Here is a 20744-nt window from a genome sequence, read left to right on the forward strand (position 1 = left end):
TGACTCCGGACACCACTACCGAGGACCGACCCGGTTCACCCGACGAGCGGGTGACGTGCCTTCTTCTGGGTTAAGCATCGGGGGAGCGACTGGCGCCGCTCCCCCGGTTCGAGTCTATCGACGCAGGCCGAGGCGCTCGATGAGCGCACGGTAGCGGGCGATGTCCGACTTCGAGAGGTACGCCAGCAGCCGCTTGCGGCGGCCGACCAGCAGCAGCAGACCACGACGGCTGTGGTGGTCGTGCTTGTGCGTCTTCAGGTGCTCGGTCAGATCCTGGATCCGCTTGGTCAGCACGGCCACCTGGACCTCCGGCGAACCGGTGTCGCCCTCGGTGGTCGCGTAGTCCGCCATGATCTGGGTCTTGACAGCAGCGTCGAGCGCCATGTTCTCCCTAACTGTGGGTTTCCTAGCCACCCTGGCAGCCCGCGGCGTCGAGCAGGCAGACCTGGGCCCACGCCGGTGACCCGGCGTTGGTTCTACGTTACCAGTTGGTGGGAGGACACCCCGCCGGTATACGGAATGCGCGTTTCACGCCCCAAGATCCGTGCAGTTTCGGGGAAAGTGCAGGAATCTCGGGCTCCTTTCGTGCAGTTTCCCCGAAACTGCAGTGATCAAGGAAGGGCGAGGACGGCTCGGGTGCGGGTGACGTCGTCCTCGATGGCGGCGACCAGGGATTCGATGCCGTCGAACTTGAGGGTCGGGCGCAGGTGCGCGACGAAGTCCAGGGCCAGGCGCTCGCCGTACAGGTCGCCGGAGAAGTCGAGCACGTACGCCTCGACCCGCCGGTCCTGGCCGGAGAACGTCGGGTTGGTGCCGATGGAGACCGCGGCGGGCAGCCGCTCGTTGCCGCGCACCAGCCAGCACGCGTAAACCCCGTCGGCGGGCACCGCCGCGTACTTGGCCGTGAACAGGTTCGCCGTCGGGAAGCCGATCTCGCGGCCGCGCTGGTCCCCGCGTACGACGACGCCCTCCAGCCGGTGCGGCCGCCCCAGCACCGCCGCGGCGGCCGCGACGTCGCCCGCGTCCACGCAGGCCCGCACGTACGTCGACGAGAACACCGTGCCGTCGCCGGTCACCAGCGGCGCGGGCTCGACGCCGAACCCGAACGTAAGGCCCAGCTTGCTCAGCAGCTCCACGTCACCGGCGGCCTTGTGTCCGAACCGGAAGTTCTCGCCGACCACCACCAGCGCGGTGTGCAGGTGCTCGACCAGCATGTCGTGCACGAACCGGTCGGCGGGCAGCTTGGAGAACTCCAGCGTGAACGGCTGCACGCACAGCACGTCCACGCCCAGGCCCTCGATCAGCTCGGCCTTGCGCAGCGGCGGCGTCAGCACGGCCGGGTGCGAGCCGGGCCGCACCACCTCCGACGGGTGCGGGTCGAAGGTCACCACGACCGCGGGCAGGCCGAGGTCGCGGGCGCGCTTGACCGCGTGGCCGATGGTCTGCTGATGCCCCGAGTGCACGCCGTCGAAGACGCCGATGGTCACCACCGAGCGGCCCCAGCCGCCGGGCGCCGCGTCGAACCCACGCCACCGCTGCATCACTGCTCGCCTCCCACCAGGACGATCTCAGCCCGCGCCTTGCCGTTGCGCTCGGACATCACCGCGAGCGCGGCGCCGTCCGGACCCACCACACCGTACGGCCCGGTCTGGCCGGTCGCGGGCAGCGGTCCGCCGTGGGACACGGTCCTGGCGGCGTCGGCGTCGACGGTCCGCACCGGCATGGCGCGGGTCAGGGCCTGCGCCAGCGGCAGCGCCACCGGGTCGGCCAGCTCCGCGAGCTGCTCCAGGGTGTACGACTCGTCGAGGGTGAACCCGCCGACGGCGCTGCGCCGCAGCGCGGTCAGGTGCCCGCCGACGCCCAGCGCCGCCCCGAGGTCGCGCGCGATGGCCCGGATGTAGGTGCCCGACGAGCAGGCCACCTCCACCTCGACGTCGACCACGTCATCGAGCTTCGTGACGTTCAGCACGTCGATGCGCGAGATGGTCACCCGCCGGGCGGGCAGCTCGAACTGCTCGCCCTGCCGCACCCGGTGGTACGACCGCACCCCGTTGACCTTGATCGCGCTCACCGCCGACGGCACCTGGTCGACCTCGCCGGTCTGCGCGGCCAGCCCCGCCCGGATCTGCTCCTCGGTCACCTGCCCGGCGGGCGCCGAGGCCGTCACGTCGCCCTCGGCGTCGTCGGTGACCGTGCTCTGCCCGAGCCGGACCGTGCCCCGGTAGACCTTGTCCGTGCCGACCACGTACGTCAGCAGCCGGGTGGCCCGGCCCACGCCCAGCACCAGCACCCCGGTGGCCATCGGGTCCAGGGTGCCGCCGTGGCCGACCTTGCGGGTGCCCGCGATCCGGCGCACCTTGGCCACCACGTCGTGCGAGGTCATGCCCGGGGACTTGTCCACCACGATGAGGCCGTCGGTCACCGGCCGGGTGTTCTTCGCGCTGCTCACAGCCGACCAGCCTACGGCTGGGGAAGCGGGGTGACCGGGCTGGGCACGGCCCAGCGTCCGGTGCGCATCCGCAGCAGCAGCATGACCAGGCGGACCACCATGAACAGGGTCAGCCCCGCCCACACCCCGGTCAGCCCGAGGTCGAAGACGTACGCCGCCCAGGTCATCGGGAGGAAGCCGGCCAGGGCCGCGACGATGGTGAGGTTCCGCAGGTACGCGACGTCGCCCGCCCCGATCATCACCCCGTCGAGGGCGAACACGATCCCGCCCATCGGCAGCAGCAGGGCGAACCAGGGCCAGATGAGGGCGGACTGCGTCCATACCGCAGGATCGTCGGTGAACAGCGCGGGCAGCACCGCCACGCCCGCCCCGAGCACGACGGCGAACGCGGCCCCGCACCACCAGCCCAGCCAGGTGATCCGGCGGGCGGTCCGCTTCGCGCCCGCCGCGTCGCCCGCGCCGAGCTCGGCGCCGACCAGCGACTGGGCCGCGATCGCCACCGAGTCGAGCACCAGCGCGGTGAAGAACCACAGCTGCAGCGCCACCTGGTGGGCGGCCAGCGCGGCGGCGCCGAACCGGGCCGCCACGGCGGCCGCGGACAGGAAGCACGCCTGGAACGCCGCACCGCGCACGATCAGGTCGCGGCTGACCGACAGCTGGTGGCGCAGCAGCTCCGGCCGCGGTGCCAGCGGCACCCGCTCGGCGACCAGCGCGCGTACGAACAGCAGGCCGGAGACCGTCTGCGCGGTGACGTTCGCCGCGGCCGAGCCGACCAGGCCCCAGCCGAGGCCGTACACCAGCAGCGGGCACAGGGCGGCCGAGGCCAGGTTGGCGCCGAGCACGTAGTACAGCGGGCGGCGGGTGTCCTGCACGCCGCGCATCCAGCCGTTGCCGGCCAGCGCGAGCAGGATGAACGGGGCGCCGAGCACCGCCACCCGCAGCCACAGCTCCGCCTCTCGCGCCACCTCGGCCGCGTCCGGACCGCCACCGGCCAGCGCGCGGGCCAGCGGACCGGCCGCCAGCTGAGTGACCACGAGCAGCGCCAGGCCGGTCAGCACGGCCAGCCAGGAGGCCTGCACGCCCTCGGCCACCGCGCCGGGGCGGTCACCGGCGCCGAAGCGGCGGGCCGAGCGGCCCGTGGTGCCGTACGCGAGCACGTTGCCGAGCCAGACCGCCAGGCCGAGCAGGGTGCCCGCGAGGCCGAGCGCGGCCAGCGGCACCTTCCCGAGATGACCGACGACCGCCGTGTCCACCAGTACATACAGTGGCTCCGCCGCGAGCACCACGAGCGCCGGCAGCGCCAGCGAAGCGATCCTGCGGTACCCGCCCCCGGCCGTCGAGCCGTCGTCCACGGCCACCGCGCTGTCGTTCACGGCTTACCGCCTGCCGCTCTGCCGCTCATGCCGGGGAAGGGTACGCCGCCAGACGCCTGGCCAGCTCAGCCGAGGTGCCGATGGCGGTGCGGTCGTGCGGCACGGTCCGATAGTGCTCGATGAGGTACGCCAGGAACCCCGGCTCGACCTCCAGCGGGTCCACCCGCACCCGCAGCACCTCCTCCCGGCGACCGGGGCGGCTCAGGGCCAGGTGCAGCTCACGCGGCGCAGTGGGCGTCCACACCACCCCCGTCAACGACGGCCAGGCGATGTCCACCCGGCGCAGGCGGCGCACGCTCACCTTGTCGTGGTGCAGGGTGACCCGGCGCGGCCGGAGGACGATCAGGGCGGCCAGCACGGCCATCGCCACGCCGACCCCGTACTCGGCCGGGTCGTCGACCGTCCCCGCCAGGCACAGCAGCAGCACCGCCCCGGCGTAGAGCGTGGGCCGGTCGGCGGCGCTGAAGCCGGGCGGGCTGCCGTGCAGGCTCAGCCCCGCCGGCATCCGCACCTGCCGCACCCGGGCCGCCGTGATCAGGAAGGCGGTCAGGAGCAGCAGGGCGATCAGGGCGATGCCGGCGTCGGCGACCCATCCGGTCCGGGCGGGGGCCGAGCGCAGCCACAGGGCGGTGGCGACCAGGCCAGCCAGGCCGTACAGCCAGGCGAAGCGGCCGAGCGCCCGTTCCTGCAGGCGCAACCGCGAGATCAGGGTCGCGGCAGCGGGTTCGTCGATCGAGATCGGCACGCCGACAGCGTAGACGGCCGGGGTGCCGACGGTGGGGACGATCGCCTACTGGCGGGTGTCCATCGAGGTCTGCAGGGCGCGGCGGGCCTGCTCGCGGTCGTCCTCGGTGGGCTGCGGCTGGGGCTTCTTCGACGTGGGCATGAGAGCGGTCCTTTGCGAGATAACGGGTCAGCTTGGGTGATCGGCCAGGTGCGTGCCGGGTGCACGCCGTGGTCCGTCCTTTAGCCGCCGCCGTCCTCGGGATCGCCGAGCCGTGCCGGTGGTGACTGCCTCGCGTCGGGCCGGTTGTGGTGAACCGGAGGTGACGCTCAGACAAAACTATCGTTCAGTTCCACATCCTGCACGTACGTTCCCACATCACGGAATCGTGTTCTGGACTCTGCGCACTTCAGGAGTGGCTGAACGGGCAATCAGTCGGAAATGTCTGTTCCGCAATCCGTCACACCAGCGCACTGGGCGGCTGGCGGCTGACGGCTGACGGCTGACGGCTGACGGCTGACGGCTGACGGCTGACGGCTGACGGCTGACGGCTGACGGCTGACGGCTGACGGCTGACGGCTGACGGCTGACGGCTGACGGCTGACGGCTGACGGCTGGGTCAACGGTGATCGTCGCCTGCGGTCACCGTCTGGGTTCGCGAGCTTGGTGATCGCCATTTGCGGCCGGAATATCCATTACAGGGCTGGGTTCGGACACCAGGCCGCGATCATCGGCTGGAACAGCGCGAAGATCACCAGTTCCGGTCACAACACCGCGCGACTCGCTGTCCGAGGCCCCGGCTTTGAGCCGCCGAGGCCAGAGCTGGCCTCACATTCCGACCGGAGACGATGATCGATGACTCTGCCGGGGCCGATGATCGCTGTCTGCGGTCGGAGGCTCGGCTGGAGGACGACGTCCTGACCGCAAACGGTGAAGACGAGCCTGAAGCAAGCTCAAGGTCGCAACTTCCGGCCAGAACACCGCCCAACCGCACCTACGACTCCCCACCAAGTCAGCGATGTTCAGCAGCGCGGCCATCCAAGATCGCAGTCCCCGGTCACGGCCTCCGCTTCTCGCCGCCTTTCTGACACCGGACAGCGATCACCGAAGGCGGGAAGCGGTGCTGAGGCGGAAGGGGCCGAACGAGGGGGAGGGTGCCCGGGGCAGGTGCCGAGGGGAGGGCGCCGAGGGGAGAGCGCCCGCGCGAAGGCACGGGGGCACGGGGGCACGGGGGCACGGGGGCACGGGGGCACGGGGGCACGGGGGCACGGGGGCACGGGGGCACGGGGGCACGGGGGAAGGTCGGGTGTGGGAGGGGGTCAGCGGGCTAGGAAGTGCCAGCCGAGCCAGAACCAGAAGAGGAGGATGGCCAGTCGGCCGATCGGGAGGCCGCCGAGGTCGTACCGCATGACCAGGGCGACCACGTCACCCAGCGTCGGGATCCGGGAGCCGGGGCGGCGCGCCGCCCACTCCACCGCCGCCAGCGCCAGCCCGGACAGCAGGAACCCGGCGATGATCAGGGAGCGGCTGACGCTCATCGCCGCACCAGGGCCCAGAAGGCGCACAGCCAGCCGAAGTAGGCCAGCGCGCGGGCCGCGTACCCGTCGAGGACGGGATCGGCCAGCAGGGAGAGGGTCGGGTAGGCGGTGGTGGAGCCCATGCCGAAGGTGAACACCTCGACCACGACGAAGATGGCGATCGGGAGCAGCCACCAGGCCACCCCGGGCAGGAGGCGGGTCGGCGCGGCGCGTCGCGGCAGGCGGGAGGACATCCCGGCGATGACCATGCCGCCGCCCAGCGCGAGCACGTACAGGTTGGCGGCCAGGGAGAAGGACGGCAGGAGGCCGCCGATGAGGGACAGCGGGATGAAGACGGGCAGCATGACCTGTGCCCGCGCCCAGGGGCGCGTCGTCTGGTCGACGGCTGCCTCGGGCGGAGTGTCCATGCTCCCGATTGTGCCCCTATGCCCGGTGTGCGGGGGAGGCTTTTCGCCCGAGTTGTGAGCCTGTCAGTCCTGCTCGGCCAGGCACTCCCGGACCGCCGCAATGACGTCGGCGGCCGTGCCGTGCCCGGTGAACCCGGCCGCGAGCCGGTGCCCGCCGCCGCCGAGCGCGACGGCGATCAGGCTGACGTCGGCACCGCCCTTGCTGCGCATCGACACCGCCCATTCGGCGGGCGCGACCTGCTTGAGCAGCAGCGCCACGTCCGCCTCGGCGGTGCAGCGGACCGAGTCGATCAGCGCCTCCAGCACGTACGGCGGCTGGTCGTGCTTGGCCAGGTCGTCGAGGGTGGCCACGGCGATGACCAGGCCGCGTCCGCCGGCGGCGGCCGGGTCGAGCTCGGCGCGGCCGAGCACCTCTCCGAACAGGCGGATGGCCCCGAACGGGCGGGTGTCGAAGATGCGGCGGGAGACCTCGCCGACGCCGATGCCGGTGGCGACCAGGCGGGCCGCGAGTTCGTGCACCTCGGGCGTGGTCAGGTCGAACTTGAACGAGCCGGTGTCGGTGACCAGCGCGATGTACAGGCACTCGGCGATACCCCGGTCGAGCACCACGCCGAGGCGCCGGAGCAGCTCCGCCGCGACCACGGAGGTGGCCGCCGCGAACGGGTCGACCAGCGACACCTTGCCGAAGCCGGTGTTGGAGGCGTGGTGGTCGAGCACGACGCTCGCCGCGGCCGTCTCCAGCCGGTCGACGAGTGAGCCGAGGCGGCCCTCGCTGGCGGCGTCGAAGGTGACCAGCAGGTCGGGGGCCGGATCGGCCTCGGACTCGGGGACGAGCAGATCCATCGCGGGCATGTGCAGCGGCGCGGGCACGGTCAGCGGCCCGGGGAACGTGCACTGCAGGGACTCGACGCCGAGCTGCCGCAGCCCCTGGGCGAAGCCGAGCATGCTGCCCAGCGCGTCGCCGTCGGGGTTGACGTGGCAGACGAGCAGGACCCGGGCACCGGGCCGCAGCCCGGTGCGGACGGCCGCGACGGCGGCCGCCCAGTCCTGCTCCGAGGGCCGGCGCGACATCGCCGCGCCGGCCGGGTCCGTACCGGTCACCGCTGGGCCGCTGCGCGCAGCGCAGGCTCCTCCTCGTCGTCGGGCGACTCGTCGTCGGAGTCCTCCTCGTCGACCCGGTAGGGCTGCGCCTCGCCCGCGTACTCCGCGCCTGCGGCCAGCTGCTGCACCTGGGCGTCGCGCTGCTTCGCCTCGGCCAGCAGGTCGTCGATGTGCTTGACGTGCTCCTGGACGTCGTCGGAGACGAACGCCAGCGACGGCGAGTGGCGCAGGCCCAGGGCCCGCCCGACGACGCCGCGCAGCATGCCCTTGGCGCTCTCCAGCGCGGCGGCGGTGCCCGCCTGGGCTTCGGCGTCACCGAGCACGGTGTAGAAGACGGTCGCCTCCCGCAGATCGTTGGTGATCCGGGCGTCGGTGATCGTGATCATGCCGAGCCTGGGGTCCTTGATCTGGGTGCGTACCGCGGAAGCCACCAGCTCCCGCACTCGTTCGGCGTGCTTGCGCACCTTTGCCGGATCACCCATCACGTCACCTCCGCGACCGACGACCGCCACCCGGGAACTCCGCGTCGGCCCACTTGCCGCCCACGAGCCCCGAGCAGGGTCGAAACCAACACCATGACACTACCTGCCGTACCCGAACCCCCGCTCGGTCGCACATGGGCGACCTAGTCGTCGTCGCCGTACCAGCGCCGCTTGACCGAGATGACCTCGACCTCGGGGCGGTTGGCCACGAGGCGCTCGCAGCGGTCGAGGATCTCGGTGACGTGCGCGTGGTCGGCCGCTACGACAGCCACCCCGATCTCGGTGCGGCCATGCAGGTCGAGCGCGCCGACCTCGGCGACCGCGACCTCGAACTTCTTCAGCGCCGCGATGATCGGGCGCACGTACGAGCGCTTCTCCTTCAGCGACCGGGAGTCACCCGGCAGCAGCAGGTCGAAGACAGCGGTTCCGGTATGCACGAGGCGGAAGCGTACGCGAGATCACACCTTGCGGGCCACCAGAATGTCACGGTTGATGCCCTGGTCGACCCGGTGCTCGAAGCCCTCGTAGTCGACGGCCTCCAGCCCGTTCTCCTCCAGCAGGTCCAGCGCGTCCTCGCGCGGCGCGACGTGGGTGTTCCACGACATGCCCAGCGCGCCGCCGGGGCGCAGCAGCGCCACCCAGCCGGGCAGCGACTCCTCCAGCAGCTCCTGCGGGCTGCGCGCCAACCCCTTGCCGGTACGGCTGCCGTGCACCACCCCGTACGGCAGGTCGGCCACGATGACATCGGCGGAGTTGCCCTTGAGCAGGCCCTTGGTGGACGTGGTGTCGGCTTCCAGCAGCGCCACGTGCTGCGGCTGCTCGCGCACGTCGCCGATGCGCGCGTCGAAGCGCCGCCCGAGCCGCTTGCCCTCGCGGCGCAGCGGCGTGGTCTCGGCGGTGTGCTTGATCCGCTTGCGCTTGAGCCAGGTCTTCAGGAACGCCGAGTACGCCTCGACGTCCTTGCCGTCCAGTTCGATGCCGACGGCGTCCCAGCCGTACATCAGGGCCTGGTTGAGGGTGGTGCCCCGGCCGGCCACCGGGTCGAGCACGGTGAAGCGGCGGGTCAGCAGCTGGTCGGCCCAGCTGGTCGCCAGCACGGTCACGTTGAGCAGCAGCTTGGTGAAGTGCTCGTTGGTCTTGCCGGCGTACTTCTGGATGGTGATCAGGTCGTCGTCGAACCGGTCCAGGCCGGGCCGCCCGACCGGGCGGAACAGGTCGTCCCCGGTGACCTCGAACAGGGCGTAGCCGGAGGACAGGTTCGCCAGGATCCGCAGGTCGTCGTCGGACAGCGGCCCGCCCTCGGTCTCGAAGACCAGGTACGGCAGCCCGGCGAACTCGACCGTCTCGGCCGGCTCCAGCCGCCCGTCCAGTGCCCGCTGACCGAACACCGACAGCTCGGCGGCGACCAGGTCGGGTGCGGACTGCGTGTAGACGCGGTTCGACGACGGCGCCGTCAGCAGCGCGTACTTGGCCATGTGCCCTCCTTGAACCCAGTATCAGGGCAGCATGCCCCAGACATGGCCAGGCGGCCGGTGCTGACGCACCGGCCGCCTGGTTCGAACCTCAGGCGCGGGGCTTCTCCCGCATCTCGAAGGTCTCGATGATGTCGCCGACCTGCAGGTTGCCGTAGCCGCCCAGGGTCAGACCGCACTCGAAGCCCTCGCGGACCTCGGTCGCGTCGTCCTTGAACCGCTTGAGCGAGCTGATCGACGCGTGCTCCGCCACGACGGTGCCGTCGCGGACCACCCGGGCCTTGGCGTTGCGCCGCAGCAGACCCGACCGCACGAGACAGCCGGCGATGAGACCCACCTTGGACGAGCGGAAGACCTCGCGGACCTCCGCCGAACCCAGGGCGACCTCCTCGAACTCCGGCTTGAGCATGCCCTTGAGGGCCGCCTCGATCTCGTCGATGGCCTGGTAGATGACCGTGTAGTAACGGATCTCCACGCCGACGCGGTCGGCCAGTTCGCGGGCCTGGTCCATCGGGCGCACGTTGAAGCCGATGATGATCGCGGTCGAGTTCGCCGAGGCGGACGCCAGGTTGACGTCGTTCTCGGTGATCGCGCCGACGCCGCGGTGGATGATCCGAAGCTGGATCTCCTCCGGGATCGGCAGCTTGACCAGCGCGTCCTCGAGGGCTTCCACGGAGCCGGAGACATCGCCCTTGATGATGAGGTCGAGCGAGGTGCGCTCGCCCTCCTTGATCTTCTCGAGCAGGTTCTCCAGCGACACCCGGCCGCGCAGGCTCGCCTGCTCGGCCGCCCGCTTGCGGGCCTGCCGCTGCTCGGCGATCTGGCGCACGGTCCGGTCGTCGTCGGCGGCCAGGAAGGTGTCACCCGCACCCGGCACCGCGGTCAGACCGAGCACCATCACCGGACGGGCCGGGCCCGCGAAGGCGAGCGGGTGGCCGTTCTCGTCCAGCATCGCCCGGACGCGGCCGTAGGCGTTGCCCGCCACGATCGAGTCGCCGACGTTGAGCGTGCCCTTCTGCACCAGGACCGTCGCCACCGGACCGCGGCCCTTGTCGAGCCGGGCCTCGATGGCCAGACCCTGGGCGTGGCCGTCGATCGGAGCGGTGAGCTCCAGCGACGCGTCCGCGGTGAGCAGGACCGCCTCCAGGAGGCCGTCGATGTTGAGACGGCTCTTGGCGGAGATGTCGACGAACATGGTCTCGCCGCCGTACTCCTCGGCGACCAGGCCGTACTCGGTGAGCTGCTGACGCACCTTGCCGGGGTTGGCCTCGGGCTTGTCGATCTTGTTGACCGCGACCACGATCGGCACGTCGGCCGCCTTGGCGTGGTTGAGCGCCTCGATCGTCTGCGGCATGACGCCGTCATCGGCCGCGACGACCAGCACCACGATGTCGGTGGCCTGGGCACCACGGGCACGCATGGCGGTGAACGCCTCGTGACCCGGGGTGTCGATGAACGTGATCGCGCGGTCTTCACCCTCGTGCTCGACGTGCACCTGGTACGCGCCGATGTGCTGGGTGATACCGCCGGCCTCGCCCTCGACCACGTTCGCCGACCGGATCGCGTCCAGCAGCTTCGTCTTACCGTGGTCGACGTGACCCATGACGGTCACCACCGGCGGACGGCTGACCAGCCGCTCGTCGTCGACGTCGGCGTCGAGGTCGATGTTGAACCGGGCCAGCAGCTCGCGGTCCTCGTCCTCGGGGCTGACGATCTGCACCTCGAAGCCGAGGTGCTCGCCGAGCAGCATCAGGTCGTCGTCGGTGCACGACTGGGTCGCCGTCACCATGATGTTCAGGTTGAACATCTCCTGGACCAGCGAGCCCGGGTTGGCGTTGATCCGGTCCGCGAAGTCCGACAGCGAGGCACCGCGCGGCAGCCGGAGCGCCTGCCCCTGGCCACGCGGCGCGCCCGAGCTCATCGTGGGCGCGGACAGGTTGTCGAACTCTTGACGCCGCTGCTTCTTGGACTTGCGGCCGCGCGACTTGCCGCCGCCACGACCGAAGGCACCCGCGGCGCCGCCGCCACGACCGCGACCACCCGCGCCGCCGCCACCGGGACGGCCCGCGCCGCCCGCCGGCGGACCACCGGTGCCGCCACCGGGACCACCACGGAAGCCGCCGCCGGCGCCAGGAGCACCGCCGCCGGGCCGGAAGCCGGTGCCGGCACCGCCGCCACCAGGACCGCCGCGGAAGCCACCGCCACCGCCGCCGCCACCGGGGCCGCCGCGGAAGCCGCCGCCGCCACCACCGGGACGACCCGCGCCGCCACCGGGCCGACCCGCGCCGCCGCCGGGGCCACCCGGACGGGCCGGGCGCTGGCTGGGCATGGAGGCCGGGTTCGGCCGCGGGGGCATCGAGGCAGGGCTCGGCCGGGGCGGCATGGACGCCGGGTTCGGCCGGGGCATGCCGGCCGGGGACGGGCGCGACGGAGCCGCGCCGCCCGACGAGATGCCGAACGGGTTGTTGCCGCCGCTGCGCGGCGGACGGTTGCCACCGGGAGCGCCGGGACGGCCCTCACGGTTGCCGCCCTCGCCGCGCGGACCGGCCGGACGGTCACCGCGATCGCGGTCACGGTCACGACCGCCCTCGGGGCGCGGGCCGCCGGGGCCGGCGGGACGCCCGTCCCGACGGTCGCCACCGGGCGCGCCGGGACGCCCGGCCGGGGCTCCCGGACGGGCTGCGCCGGCCGCGGACGAGCCGGGTCGGGGCGGCATGAAGCTGGGCTTGGGGCCGTCGCCGCGAGGAGCGTCCTCGCGCTGGCTGCGAGCAGCCTGCTGGGCCGCGCGCGCGGCCTCCTGCTCGGCCTTGAGCGCCGAGGCACGCGCCTCGGCTGCCGCGACCTCGATGTCGTGGGCGCTGGCCGGCTTCGCGACCGGCGTCGGCGGCACCATCGACACGGGCGGCTTCGGCTTCATCACCGAAGGCGCCGCCGCGGGCTTCTTGGGGGGTGCCGGCCTGGCCGTCACCCGGGGTTCGTTCGCGGTCTCCGCTGTGGTCGCCGCCGGGGCCGGTGCCGGACGCGACGAGCTCGGGGAACCCCCGGAGCCGGCCGCGAAGGCGTTCTTCAGCCGTCGGGCGACGGGAGCTTCCACGGTGCTCGACGCGGTCTTGACGAACTCGCCCATCTCCTTGAGTTTGGCGAGAACGTCCTTACTCTCGACGCCGAGCTCCTTCGCAAGCTCGTGTACGCGGGCCTTGCCTGCCACTGCACTCCTCACTCCGAGGCCGCGCGGGCACTGACCCGCCACGACCTCACTTGTGCACTTGAAGCCTGGTCATTTCAGCGACTTCATCGTGTGCCCATGTCGATTTTCCTACCTTGCTCTGATCCTCAGACGCTGCACAGGAGCGCTGCGCCTACGGTGGTCCGCCAGTGATGGTGGCGGCGATCCTTCGGATCGGATCGTGATCCAGCAGGCCTCACGGCCCGTGGATCGCCTCGGTCAGCTCACCGGCGTCCAGGACGCCTGTGATCCGCAGCGCGCGCCCGAAGGCGCGGCGCCGCAGCGCCGACTCGAGACAGGCCGCAGTCGGGTGTATGTGAGCCCCACGGCCGGTCATCGCACGCCGCTGATCGGGCCGGAGACTGAACTGGTCAGCTTCCGACTCCACCGCGACGACACGTAGTAAATCGATAGCAGACGCGCGTTGCCGACACCCGACGCATGTGCGCACCGGAGGTGCCACAAGCGGAACGGATGAGGCCGCTGCCTGCGATGTCGCCAGAGATTCCGCCGACGGTGCGAGCCGCGCGCGTCGTACCACCGAGCAAGTCTACCCCTATGCGGAGATCGGGGTGCCGCCCGGCTCCGTCTCGTGATCAGCACCGCTGCGGGGCGGGCGCGCCGCGCCGCCGGGCGCGTCGGCCGCGTCCGACCGGATGTCGATCCGCCAACCGGTCAACCGGGCCGCCAGCCTGGCATTCTGCCCTTCCCGGCCGATCGCCAGGGACAGCTGGTAGTCGGGCACGGTGACCCGCGCCGCACGCGCGGCCAGATCCACCACCTCGACCTTGAGCGCCTTGGCGGGCGAGAGCGCGTTGCCGACGAACTCGGCCGGATCGTCCGACCAGTCGATGATGTCGATCTTCTCACCGTGCAGTTCACTCATGACGGCGCGCACACGCTGGCCCATCGGGCCGATGCAGGCGCCCTTCGGGTTGACGCCGGCCACGGTCGAGCGCACCGCGATCTTGGTGCGGTGACCTGCCTCACGCGCGATCGCGGCGATCTCCACGGTGCCGTCGGCGATCTCCGGCACCTCCAGCGCGAACAGCTTCTTCACCAGCGCCGGGTGCGAGCGCGACAGCGTCACCTGCGGGCCGCGGAAACTCTTCGCGACGTGTACGACCACGCACCGGATCCGCTGCCCGTGCGGGTACGTCTCCCCCGGCACCTGCTCCGACTGCGGCAGCACCGCCTCGACCTTGCCCAGGTCCACCGAGACGATGCCCTTCTCGGTCCGCGTCTCGTGCGCCTGGATGACCCCGGTGACCAGGTCGCCGTCGCGGTTGACGTACTCGCCGAAGTGCACCTCGTCGGTGGCCTCGCGCAGGCGCTGCAGGATGACCTGCTTGGCGGTCATCGCCGCGATGCGGCCGAAGTCGTGCGGGGTGTCGTCCCACTCGCGCACCATGTCGCCGCTCTCGGCGTCGTACTCCTGCGCGAACACGACGGCCGCGCCGGAGTGCCGGTTGATCTCGACGCGGGCGTGCGACTGCGCGCCCTCGGTGTGCCGGTATGCGGTGAGCAGCGCCGATTCGATCGCCTGGAGGATCGTCTCCTCCGAGATCTCCTTGTCACGTGCCAGCGCCCGCAGCGCCGCAAGATCGATGTTCACCGCTCTTCTCCTTCGTCATCCGGCCCGTCCTCGTCGTCGGCGTCGTCGTCGAGGTCGTCCGACTCGTCGTCGTCCTCGTCGTCACCGAACTCGGCGAGCTCCTCATCGGAGATCTCGTTCATCCGCTTGAATTCGACCTGGACCCGGCCGGGACCCAGCGCGTCGTACGCGACCTCGGTCACCTTGCCGTCCACGTCGAGCACGACCCCGCCCGCACCGGCCTCGGTGATCCGGCCCGTCAGCGTCTTGTCGCCCACCTTCACCTTGACCAGGCGTCCGGTGTTGCGCGCCCAGTGCCGGGGCAGCGTGAGCGGCCGGTCGACCCCGGGCGAGGAGACCTCCAACTGGTACTCGCCCCGGATCAGGTCGGCCCCGGCCTCCTCGGCCTCGTCCAGCGCCCGGGAAACCGCGCGCGACACCTCGGCGATCGCGTCCAGGCCCACCCCGCCGTCGCCGTCGACGACCACCTGCACCAGGTGCCGCCGACCGACCTGCTTGAGCGTCAGGTCATCCAGGTCGTAGCCGGTCGCGGCCACCACCGGTTCGATCACCTCGCGCAGCCGGGCCCGCCGTGCGGCCAGCTCGGTCGCGGGAGTGCGCGGCGGGGGCGCGGCGGCTGGCCGACCGGCCGGTCGGCCCGTCTGACGACCTGCGGCACGGCCACGCTGAGCCATCTGCGGGCACCCCTCTCGGTGATACGTCGACTGCGCAGAGCGTAACCCGCGAGGCTGTGCTGCCTCGGCATCGGCTCTGCGGCCTTAATCGGTGTCATCCTGTGCTGCCTCGGCATCGGCTCTGCGGCCTTAATCGGTGCCATCCTCCGCGTTCGCTCCGGATGACACCGAGCGGCCTGCAACCGCCGATGCCTGGAGAAGCGCCGAGCGGCGCCATTAGGCAAAGGATGCCGCCATCAGGGAGACTGGCGCGGTGCGGATACGGGCAGATGATCGTAGCGGGCGGGGCGGGCCGGGCACCAATCGGCGCGAGCTGCTCCGGCGGAGCGCGCTGGCGGGTGCGGTGGCGGGTGGAGTGCTCGTCACGGCTTCGGGCTGCGATCTGTTCGACGGCGGGCCGGACACCCCGCCCGCGCCGGACCAGCTGACCGGCCTGCTGGCGGGCACCTGGACGCTGATCGCCGCGTACGACTCCGCGCTGACGGCACTGCCCGAGCTGGGACCGCTGCTGGGGCCGCTGCGCGAGACGCACCGCCAGCACGCCGACGCGATCACCGCGATCATGGACCCGCGCCCGTCGGCGCAGGCGTTCGGCCCGAGCAGCCTCGCCCCGGCCGCCGGGGACCGCAAAGCCGTGCTCACCTCGCTGCGCACCGCCGAGCAGAACGGCAGCCGCCAGGCCGCCGAGGTCTGCCTGGCCACCACCCCGGCCCGCGCCACGCTCGTCGGCGAGATCGCGGTCGCCCGCGCCACCCACCTGGAGGTGCTGGTCCCATGAGTGCCGAACTCGGGCAGCGGCTCGGTGCCGCCCTGGCGGCGGAGTACGCCGCGATCTTCGCGTACGGCCGGCTGGGCGTGCTGCTGGACAAGGCCGGGCGGGACCTCGCCCGCGGCGTCCAGGAGGTGCACCGGGTGCGCCGGGACGCCCTGCTGGTGCACCTGGCCGCCCTGAAGGTCGACCCGCCCGAGGCCGAGGCGGGCTACGCGATGCCGTTCCCGGTGACCGACAAGCCGTCGGCGCTGAAGCTCGCCGCCTACGTCGAGGACGGGGTGGCGGCGACGTGGCGGGCCGCGCTGGCGGTCACCGAGGGCGAGCTGCGCAAGCAGGTGCTCGCGGGCTACACCGACGCGGCGGTACGCGCGGCGCACTGGCGCCGCCTGGCCGGCGTCACCCCTCTGACCGTCACCTTCCCCGGCCGCCCCGCCAAGCGCTGACCCCACCCCACCCCGCCCCGCCCCCGGCCCCTGGCCCCCGCCCGCCGGCCAGCGGCCAGCGGCGATCCGCCCAGCGGCCCAGCGGCCGGATGATCGCCACCGGTGGTCGCGACCTCGGTTACCGGGCTGGTGATCGCTGCGAGCGGTCAGCACGGCGGCCGTAGACGCCGGTTCCGACCATCGGCGGCGATCATCAGCACAACCGTCCCCAAGCTCGCCGCCTGCGGGCGCAACTCCGCGCAGCCGAGGGCCTCGATCTTCGCCACCCGGCCGCAAGCCGCCGACCAGAATCGATCAGCGGCGCGGCCTCGCCAGTTGCGTCGACTATACCGGGTATGCATACTCAGTAGTCATGTCAATCAGGCACGGCCTGCTCGCTCTGCTCGAACGCGGCCCCCGGTACGGATACCAGCTCAGGGCCGAGTTCGAGGACTCCACCGGCGCCACCTGGCCGCTGAACATCGGCCAGGTCTACACCACCCTCAACCGGCTCGAACGTGACGGCCTGGTGCATCCGCTGCCCGAAAACGACGGGGGGCAGCGGCCGTACGAGATCACCGACACCGGGCGCACGGAGCTCGCGCTCTGGTTCGCCACCCCCATCGCCCGCGCCGACCGCCCCCGCGACGAGCTGGCGATCAAGCTGGCCCTGGCGCTGACCACCCCCGGGGTGGACGTCGCGGCCGTCGTGCAGACCCAGCGCACCGCCACCATGCGCGCGCTGCAGGAGTACACCCGGCTCAAGCGCGCCGACGCCGACCTGCCCTGGCGGCTCGTGCTCGACGCGATGATCTTCCAGTCCGAGGCCGAGCTGCGCTGGCTGGACCACTGCGAGACCGCGCTGGTGCGGTTTCGCCCGGCCCCGCCCGCGCCGCTACCGGTCCGCGACGAAACCCCCTCGACGACACGGGAGACCCAGGGATGACCGCGATCCTGGAACTACGTGAGGTGCACCGCACCCACGGCAAGGGCGAGGCCGCCGTGCACGCGCTGCGCGGCGTCACCATCGACGTGCAGGCGGGCGAGCTCGTGGCCGTGATGGGCCCGTCCGGCTCCGGCAAGTCCACCCTGCTCAACCTGGCCGGCGGCCTCGACTCCCCCGACTCCGGCGAGGTGCTGGTGGAGGGCAGGCCGCTGTCCTCGCTCAGCCGCAAGGAGCTGGCCGGGCTGCGCCGCCACAGCGTCGGGTACGTCTTCCAGGCCCTGAACCTGGTGCCCAGCCTCACCGCCGCCGAGAACGTGGCCCTGCCGCTGGAGCTGGACGGCGTCTCGGCCCGCAAGGCCCGCCCGCTGGCCGAGGCCGCGCTGGCCGAGGTGGAGCTGTCCGGGTACGCCGACCGCTTCCCCGACGAGATGTCCGGCGGCCAGCAGCAGCGCGTCGCCATCGCCCGCGCCCTGGTCGGGCAGCGGCGGCTGGTGCTGGCCGACGAGCCGACCGGTGCGCTGGACTCGCAGACCGGCGAGGCGGTGCTGCGGCTGCTGCGCGCCCGCGTCGACGCCGGTGCCGCCGCGGTGCTGGTCACCCACGAGGCGCGGCACGCGGGCTGGGCCGACCGGGTGATCTTCCTGCGCGACGGCGTCATCGTGGACACCTCGGGCCCGCTGGCGCGGCCCGAGCAGCTGCTGGAGGCGACCGCGTGAAGTCGTGGATCCCCGCGCTGCGGGTCGCCCGGCGCGAGGCGAGGCGGTCCAAGGGCCGCTCACTGCTGGTCATCGCCCTGATCGGGCTGCCGGTGCTGCTGCTGTCGTTCTTCGTGGCGACGTACGACATGCACGAGCTGACCCCCGCGGAGCGGCTGGACCGCACCATCGGCCAGGCCGACGCGCGGATCGCCAAGTACGTCGACGGGCCGCTCGAACAGGACCCGGTGAGCGAGGGCTGGTCGGCCGTGGACGGCCGGCTGACCCGGGCGGCGACCGCCGAGGACCTGCTCGCGGCGCTGCCGCCGGGGTCGCGGCTGACCCGGGTGGGCGGCGGGCCGGTCGACATGCACGCGCCGTACGGCATCGGCACCACCAACGGGCACTCGATGGACCTGGCCGACCCCATGGTGCGCGGCATCGTGAACCTGGTCTCCGGCACCCTGCCGCAGCGCGACGACGAGGTCGCGATCAACGACGCGGTGGCCGACTGGCTGAAGGTCGGCATCGGCGACACCGTGCGCACCGTCTCCCCGGAGCGGACCTTCACCGTCACCGCGTTCGTGGAGTTCCCGGACTCGCTGCACGGCAACATCGTGTTCCGGCCCGGCCAGGTGTTCACCGACGGCCAGTGGCTCGCCGACTCCCCGTCCCCGCTGACCTGGCCGGACGTGCAGAACCTGAACAGGCACGGCATCGTGGCGCTGAGCCGGGCCGTGGTGCTCGACCCGCCCCCCGTGCAGTGGGCGTACGGCCGCGACGAGGGTCCGCAGGTCGAGGAGATCGCGCTGAGCGTCGTGGTCGTCGGGCTGATCGTGCTGGAGGTGGTGCTGCTGGCCGGTCCGGCGTTCGCGGTCGGTGCCCGCCGCCGCAGCCGCGACCTGGCGCTCGTCGCCGCCGCCGGCGGCACCCCGAAGCAGCTGCGCCGCATCGTGCTCGCCGACGGGGTCGTGCTCGGCGCGATCGCCGCCGTGGGCGGAGTGCTCGGCGGCATGCTGCTGGCGGCCCTGCTGCGGCCGGTGGTGGAGCAGTACCTCATCGGCGCCCGCGCCGGCGGGCTGCGCTTCTACCTGCCCGCGCAGGCGGCGATCATCGCGCTGTCGATCGGCACCGGCCTGCTCGCCGCGCTGGTGCCCGCCTTCACCGCCGCCCGGCAGGACGTGGTGGCGGTGCTGGCCGGACGGCGCGGAATCACCCGCTCCCGCAAGCGCTGGATCGTGTTCGGACTGGTCATGGCGGCCGCGGGGGCCGCCACCGCGATGCTGGGCGCCGCCGCCGGCCGGAGCTCGAGCGTGGTCCTCACCGGCGTGATCGTCGGAGAACTGGGGCTGGTGCTGCTGACCCCGGCCCTGGTCGGCCTCATCTCCCGACTGGGCCGCCTGCTGCCGCTGGCACCCCGGATCGCGCTGCGCGACACCGCCCGCAACCGCGGTTCGGCCGCCCCCGCCATCTCGGCGGTGATGGCGGCGGTCGCGGGTGCGGTCTCGATCGGGGCGTTCGTCGGCAGCGAGCAGCAGTACTCGATCGACAACTACCGACCGGTGCTGCCGGTGGGCAACTTCGGGGTCCGGTACGTCGGCGGGGAGACCGGTACGCCGCCCGACTGGGCCAAGGTGCACGACGCGGTCCAGCGCATCGTGCCGCAGGCGCGGCTGCAGCCGTACCAGGGAGTCACCTGCGCCTGGCAGACGGCGCCCCAGCCGGCCCAGCCGGCGGCCGGTCCGACGCCCGCGCCGGCCTCGCCGGCGCCGACCGGGACGCCGGTGCCCACACCCCCGGTGGACACGACCGACCCGGTGAACGAGGTCGACCGCTGCACCATCGACATGTTCATCCCGCCCGTGAACCAGTGCCCGTACTGGCAGTACCAGCCTGACGGCGCCGAACCCGACTGGGACGCGATCAGGGCGGACGCACGCTGCAACGACCAGGGCTACAACGTCCTCCAGTTCATGATCGTCGACGATGGCGACACGCTGGGGGCGCTGACCGACGCGGGCCCCGAGGCGATCTCGGCCGCCAAGCGGACCCTCGCGGCGGGCGGCGTCGTGGTCACCAACCCGCTGTACCTGGTCGACGGCAAGGTCGAGCTGACCCCGCTCAACGGCCGCATCGTCGGCGACATGGAGGACGAGCCGAAGGTCGGCGTACCCGGCACCTACCTCGCCGGGGTCGCCGGGTTCACGCTGATGGTGCCCCCGGCGCTCGCCGAGGAGCTCGGGTTCGGCCTCCGCCAGGACGGGATCGTCGGCGACGGCCACACCCCCGACGCCAACGAGTCCCAGGCGCTCGAGGGCGCCCTGCACGACCTGGCCGCCGCCGAGACCACGAACCTCTTCATCGAGACGGGCGCGCAGTACCGGCCGGAGCCGATCATCTGGATCCTCGGCGTCATCGCGGCGCTGATCGCGCTCGGGGCGGCCGGGGTCGCCACCGGCCTGGCCGGCGCGGAGAGCCGCGCCGACCTGGTCACCCTGGCCGCGGTCGGGGCCAGTCCGGGGGTACGCCGCAGGCTGTCGCTGAGCCAGTCCGGGGTCATCTCCGGCCTGGGGGCGCTGCTCGGGGTGCTCGCGGGACTGGGCACGGCGTACGCGCTGATCCTGGCCCTGAACACGACCAGCGCGTACGGCGGCAGCTTCCCCCTGCGCCTGGTGCTGCCGTGGAGCAGCCTGGCCATCGTGGCGGCCGTGCCGCTGATCGCGATGGCCGGCGCGGGCCTGCTGACCCGCTCCCGCCTGCCGGTCGAACGCCGCCTCTAGCCCTCACCCGCTCCGCGAGCGCTCCGCGAGCGCTCCGCGAGCGCTCCGCGAGGAAAGGAAGGGCCCCT

General features: G+C 72.5%; 20 protein-coding genes. 5 read left to right on the forward strand and 15 right to left on the reverse strand.

Annotated elements, in window-relative coordinates; genetic code table 11:
• Nucleotides 1-114 precede the first annotated feature (114 nt).
• The 15 genes from rpsO to rimP form a co-directional block, all read right to left on the reverse strand.
• On the reverse strand, nt 115-384 hold the full coding sequence (gene rpsO, locus QEZ54_RS00380) for a 30S ribosomal protein S15 (RefSeq protein WP_212833009.1): 270 nt from the start codon (nt 382-384) through the stop codon (nt 115-117).
• A 227-nt stretch (nt 385-611) separates the two neighbouring features.
• Nucleotides 612-1541, reverse strand: a complete 930-nt coding sequence (locus QEZ54_RS00385) for a bifunctional riboflavin kinase/FAD synthetase (RefSeq protein ID WP_281302403.1) — start codon at nt 1539-1541, stop codon at nt 612-614.
• A complete protein-coding gene (gene truB, locus QEZ54_RS00390) occupies nt 1541-2449 on the reverse strand; it encodes a tRNA pseudouridine(55) synthase TruB (protein ID WP_281302404.1) in 909 nt (302 codons plus the stop codon). The genes QEZ54_RS00385 and truB overlap by 1 nt, the downstream gene beginning before the upstream one ends.
• A gap of 11 nt (nt 2450-2460) precedes the next feature.
• A complete protein-coding gene (locus QEZ54_RS00395; protein ID WP_281303001.1) occupies nt 2461-3807 on the reverse strand; it encodes an MATE family efflux transporter in 1347 nt (448 codons plus the stop codon).
• 40 nt (nt 3808-3847) lie between these two features.
• Nucleotides 3848-4567 carry a hypothetical protein gene (locus QEZ54_RS00400; RefSeq protein WP_281302405.1) on the reverse strand — a complete coding sequence of 240 codons (720 nt, stop codon included), beginning with the start codon at nt 4565-4567 and terminating at the stop codon, nt 3848-3850.
• 1298 nt (nt 4568-5865) lie between these two features.
• On the reverse strand, nt 5866-6084 hold the full coding sequence (locus QEZ54_RS00405; RefSeq protein ID WP_281302406.1) for a DUF6186 family protein: 219 nt from the start codon (nt 6082-6084) through the stop codon (nt 5866-5868).
• A complete protein-coding gene (locus QEZ54_RS00410; protein WP_281302407.1) occupies nt 6081-6491 on the reverse strand; it encodes a hypothetical protein in 411 nt (136 codons plus the stop codon). The genes QEZ54_RS00405 and QEZ54_RS00410 overlap by 4 nt, the downstream gene beginning before the upstream one ends.
• 63 nt (nt 6492-6554) lie before the next feature.
• A complete protein-coding gene (locus QEZ54_RS00415) occupies nt 6555-7562 on the reverse strand; it encodes a bifunctional oligoribonuclease/PAP phosphatase NrnA (protein ID WP_281303002.1) in 1008 nt (335 codons plus the stop codon).
• Between the two features lie 26 nt (nt 7563-7588).
• Nucleotides 7589-8074, reverse strand: a complete 486-nt coding sequence (rbfA, locus tag QEZ54_RS00420; RefSeq protein WP_281302408.1) for a 30S ribosome-binding factor RbfA — start codon at nt 8072-8074, stop codon at nt 7589-7591.
• 143 nt (nt 8075-8217) lie between these two features.
• The gene (locus QEZ54_RS00425) at nt 8218-8511 is read right to left on the reverse strand and encodes a DUF503 domain-containing protein (protein ID WP_281302409.1); all 294 of its coding nucleotides are present in this window, start codon (nt 8509-8511) and stop codon (nt 8218-8220) included.
• Nucleotides 8512-8532: 21 nt separating this feature from the next.
• Complete coding sequence (locus tag QEZ54_RS00430) at nt 8533-9549, reverse strand: SAM-dependent methyltransferase (RefSeq protein ID WP_281302410.1); 1017 nt, start codon at nt 9547-9549, stop codon at nt 8533-8535.
• Between the two features lie 88 nt (nt 9550-9637).
• On the reverse strand, nt 9638-12754 hold the full coding sequence (gene infB / locus QEZ54_RS00435) for a translation initiation factor IF-2 (RefSeq protein WP_281302411.1): 3117 nt from the start codon (nt 12752-12754) through the stop codon (nt 9638-9640).
• Between the two features lie 214 nt (nt 12755-12968).
• Nucleotides 12969-13313, reverse strand: coding sequence for a YlxR family protein (locus QEZ54_RS36350; RefSeq protein ID WP_348650495.1), 345 nt, complete (start codon nt 13311-13313; stop codon nt 12969-12971).
• Nucleotides 13314-13328: 15 nt separating this feature from the next.
• Nucleotides 13329-14387, reverse strand: a complete 1059-nt coding sequence (gene nusA, locus QEZ54_RS00445) for a transcription termination factor NusA (protein ID WP_281302413.1) — start codon at nt 14385-14387, stop codon at nt 13329-13331.
• Complete coding sequence (gene rimP, locus QEZ54_RS00450; protein WP_281302414.1) at nt 14384-15061, reverse strand: ribosome maturation factor RimP; 678 nt, start codon at nt 15059-15061, stop codon at nt 14384-14386. The genes nusA and rimP overlap by 4 nt, the downstream gene beginning before the upstream one ends.
• Before the next feature lie 355 nt (nt 15062-15416).
• Between rimP and QEZ54_RS00455 the strand changes: the two genes are divergently transcribed.
• The 5 genes from QEZ54_RS00455 to QEZ54_RS00475 all read left to right on the forward strand — a co-directional run bounded on the left by QEZ54_RS00455 (nt 15417) and on the right by QEZ54_RS00475 (nt 20676).
• The gene (locus tag QEZ54_RS00455; RefSeq protein WP_281302415.1) at nt 15417-15839 is read left to right on the forward strand and encodes a hypothetical protein; all 423 of its coding nucleotides are present in this window, start codon (nt 15417-15419) and stop codon (nt 15837-15839) included.
• On the forward strand, nt 15836-16276 hold the full coding sequence (locus tag QEZ54_RS00460) for a ferritin-like domain-containing protein (RefSeq protein ID WP_281302416.1): 441 nt from the start codon (nt 15836-15838) through the stop codon (nt 16274-16276). The genes QEZ54_RS00455 and QEZ54_RS00460 overlap by 4 nt, the downstream gene beginning before the upstream one ends.
• A 352-nt stretch (nt 16277-16628) precedes the next feature.
• Nucleotides 16629-17201, forward strand: a complete 573-nt coding sequence (locus tag QEZ54_RS00465; protein WP_281302417.1) for a PadR family transcriptional regulator — start codon at nt 16629-16631, stop codon at nt 17199-17201.
• Entirely contained in the window at nt 17198-17917 is a 720-nt protein-coding gene (locus tag QEZ54_RS00470) for an ABC transporter ATP-binding protein (protein ID WP_281302418.1), read from the forward strand. The genes QEZ54_RS00465 and QEZ54_RS00470 overlap by 4 nt, the downstream gene beginning before the upstream one ends.
• A complete protein-coding gene (locus tag QEZ54_RS00475) occupies nt 17914-20676 on the forward strand; it encodes an ABC transporter permease (protein ID WP_281302419.1) in 2763 nt (920 codons plus the stop codon). Before QEZ54_RS00470 ends, QEZ54_RS00475 begins: the two co-directional genes overlap by 4 nt.
• The last annotated feature ends 68 nt before the right edge of the window (nt 20677-20744 follow it).

Source organism: Catellatospora sp. KI3, assembly GCF_029948125.1.
Classification (GTDB): domain Bacteria; phylum Actinomycetota; class Actinomycetes; order Mycobacteriales; family Micromonosporaceae; genus Catellatospora.

Bases quoted from the DNA above. Each gene is read 5' to 3' on its own strand.
- QEZ54_RS00405 (WP_281302406.1), bottom strand. From the start codon at position 6,084: ATGAGCGTCAGCCGCTCCCTGATCATCGCCGGGTTCCTGCTGTCCGGG.
- rpsO (WP_212833009.1), bottom strand. From the start codon at position 384: ATGGCGCTCGACGCTGCTGTCAAGACCCAGATCATGGCGGACTACGCG.
- QEZ54_RS00385 (WP_281302403.1), bottom strand. From the start codon at position 1,541: ATGCAGCGGTGGCGTGGGTTCGACGCGGCGCCCGGCGGCTGGGGCCGC.
- QEZ54_RS00410 (WP_281302407.1), bottom strand. From the start codon at position 6,491: ATGGACACTCCGCCCGAGGCAGCCGTCGACCAGACGACGCGCCCCTGG.
- QEZ54_RS00465 (WP_281302417.1), top strand. From the start codon at position 16,629: ATGTCAATCAGGCACGGCCTGCTCGCTCTGCTCGAACGCGGCCCCCGG.
- rimP (WP_281302414.1), bottom strand. From the start codon at position 15,061: ATGGCTCAGCGTGGCCGTGCCGCAGGTCGTCAGACGGGCCGACCGGCC.
- QEZ54_RS00415 (WP_281303002.1), bottom strand. From the start codon at position 7,562: ATGTCGCGCCGGCCCTCGGAGCAGGACTGGGCGGCCGCCGTCGCGGCC.
- QEZ54_RS00430 (WP_281302410.1), bottom strand. From the start codon at position 9,549: ATGGCCAAGTACGCGCTGCTGACGGCGCCGTCGTCGAACCGCGTCTAC.
- QEZ54_RS00460 (WP_281302416.1), top strand. From the start codon at position 15,836: ATGAGTGCCGAACTCGGGCAGCGGCTCGGTGCCGCCCTGGCGGCGGAG.
- rbfA (WP_281302408.1), bottom strand. From the start codon at position 8,074: ATGGGTGATCCGGCAAAGGTGCGCAAGCACGCCGAACGAGTGCGGGAG.
- QEZ54_RS00470 (WP_281302418.1), top strand. From the start codon at position 17,198: ATGACCGCGATCCTGGAACTACGTGAGGTGCACCGCACCCACGGCAAG.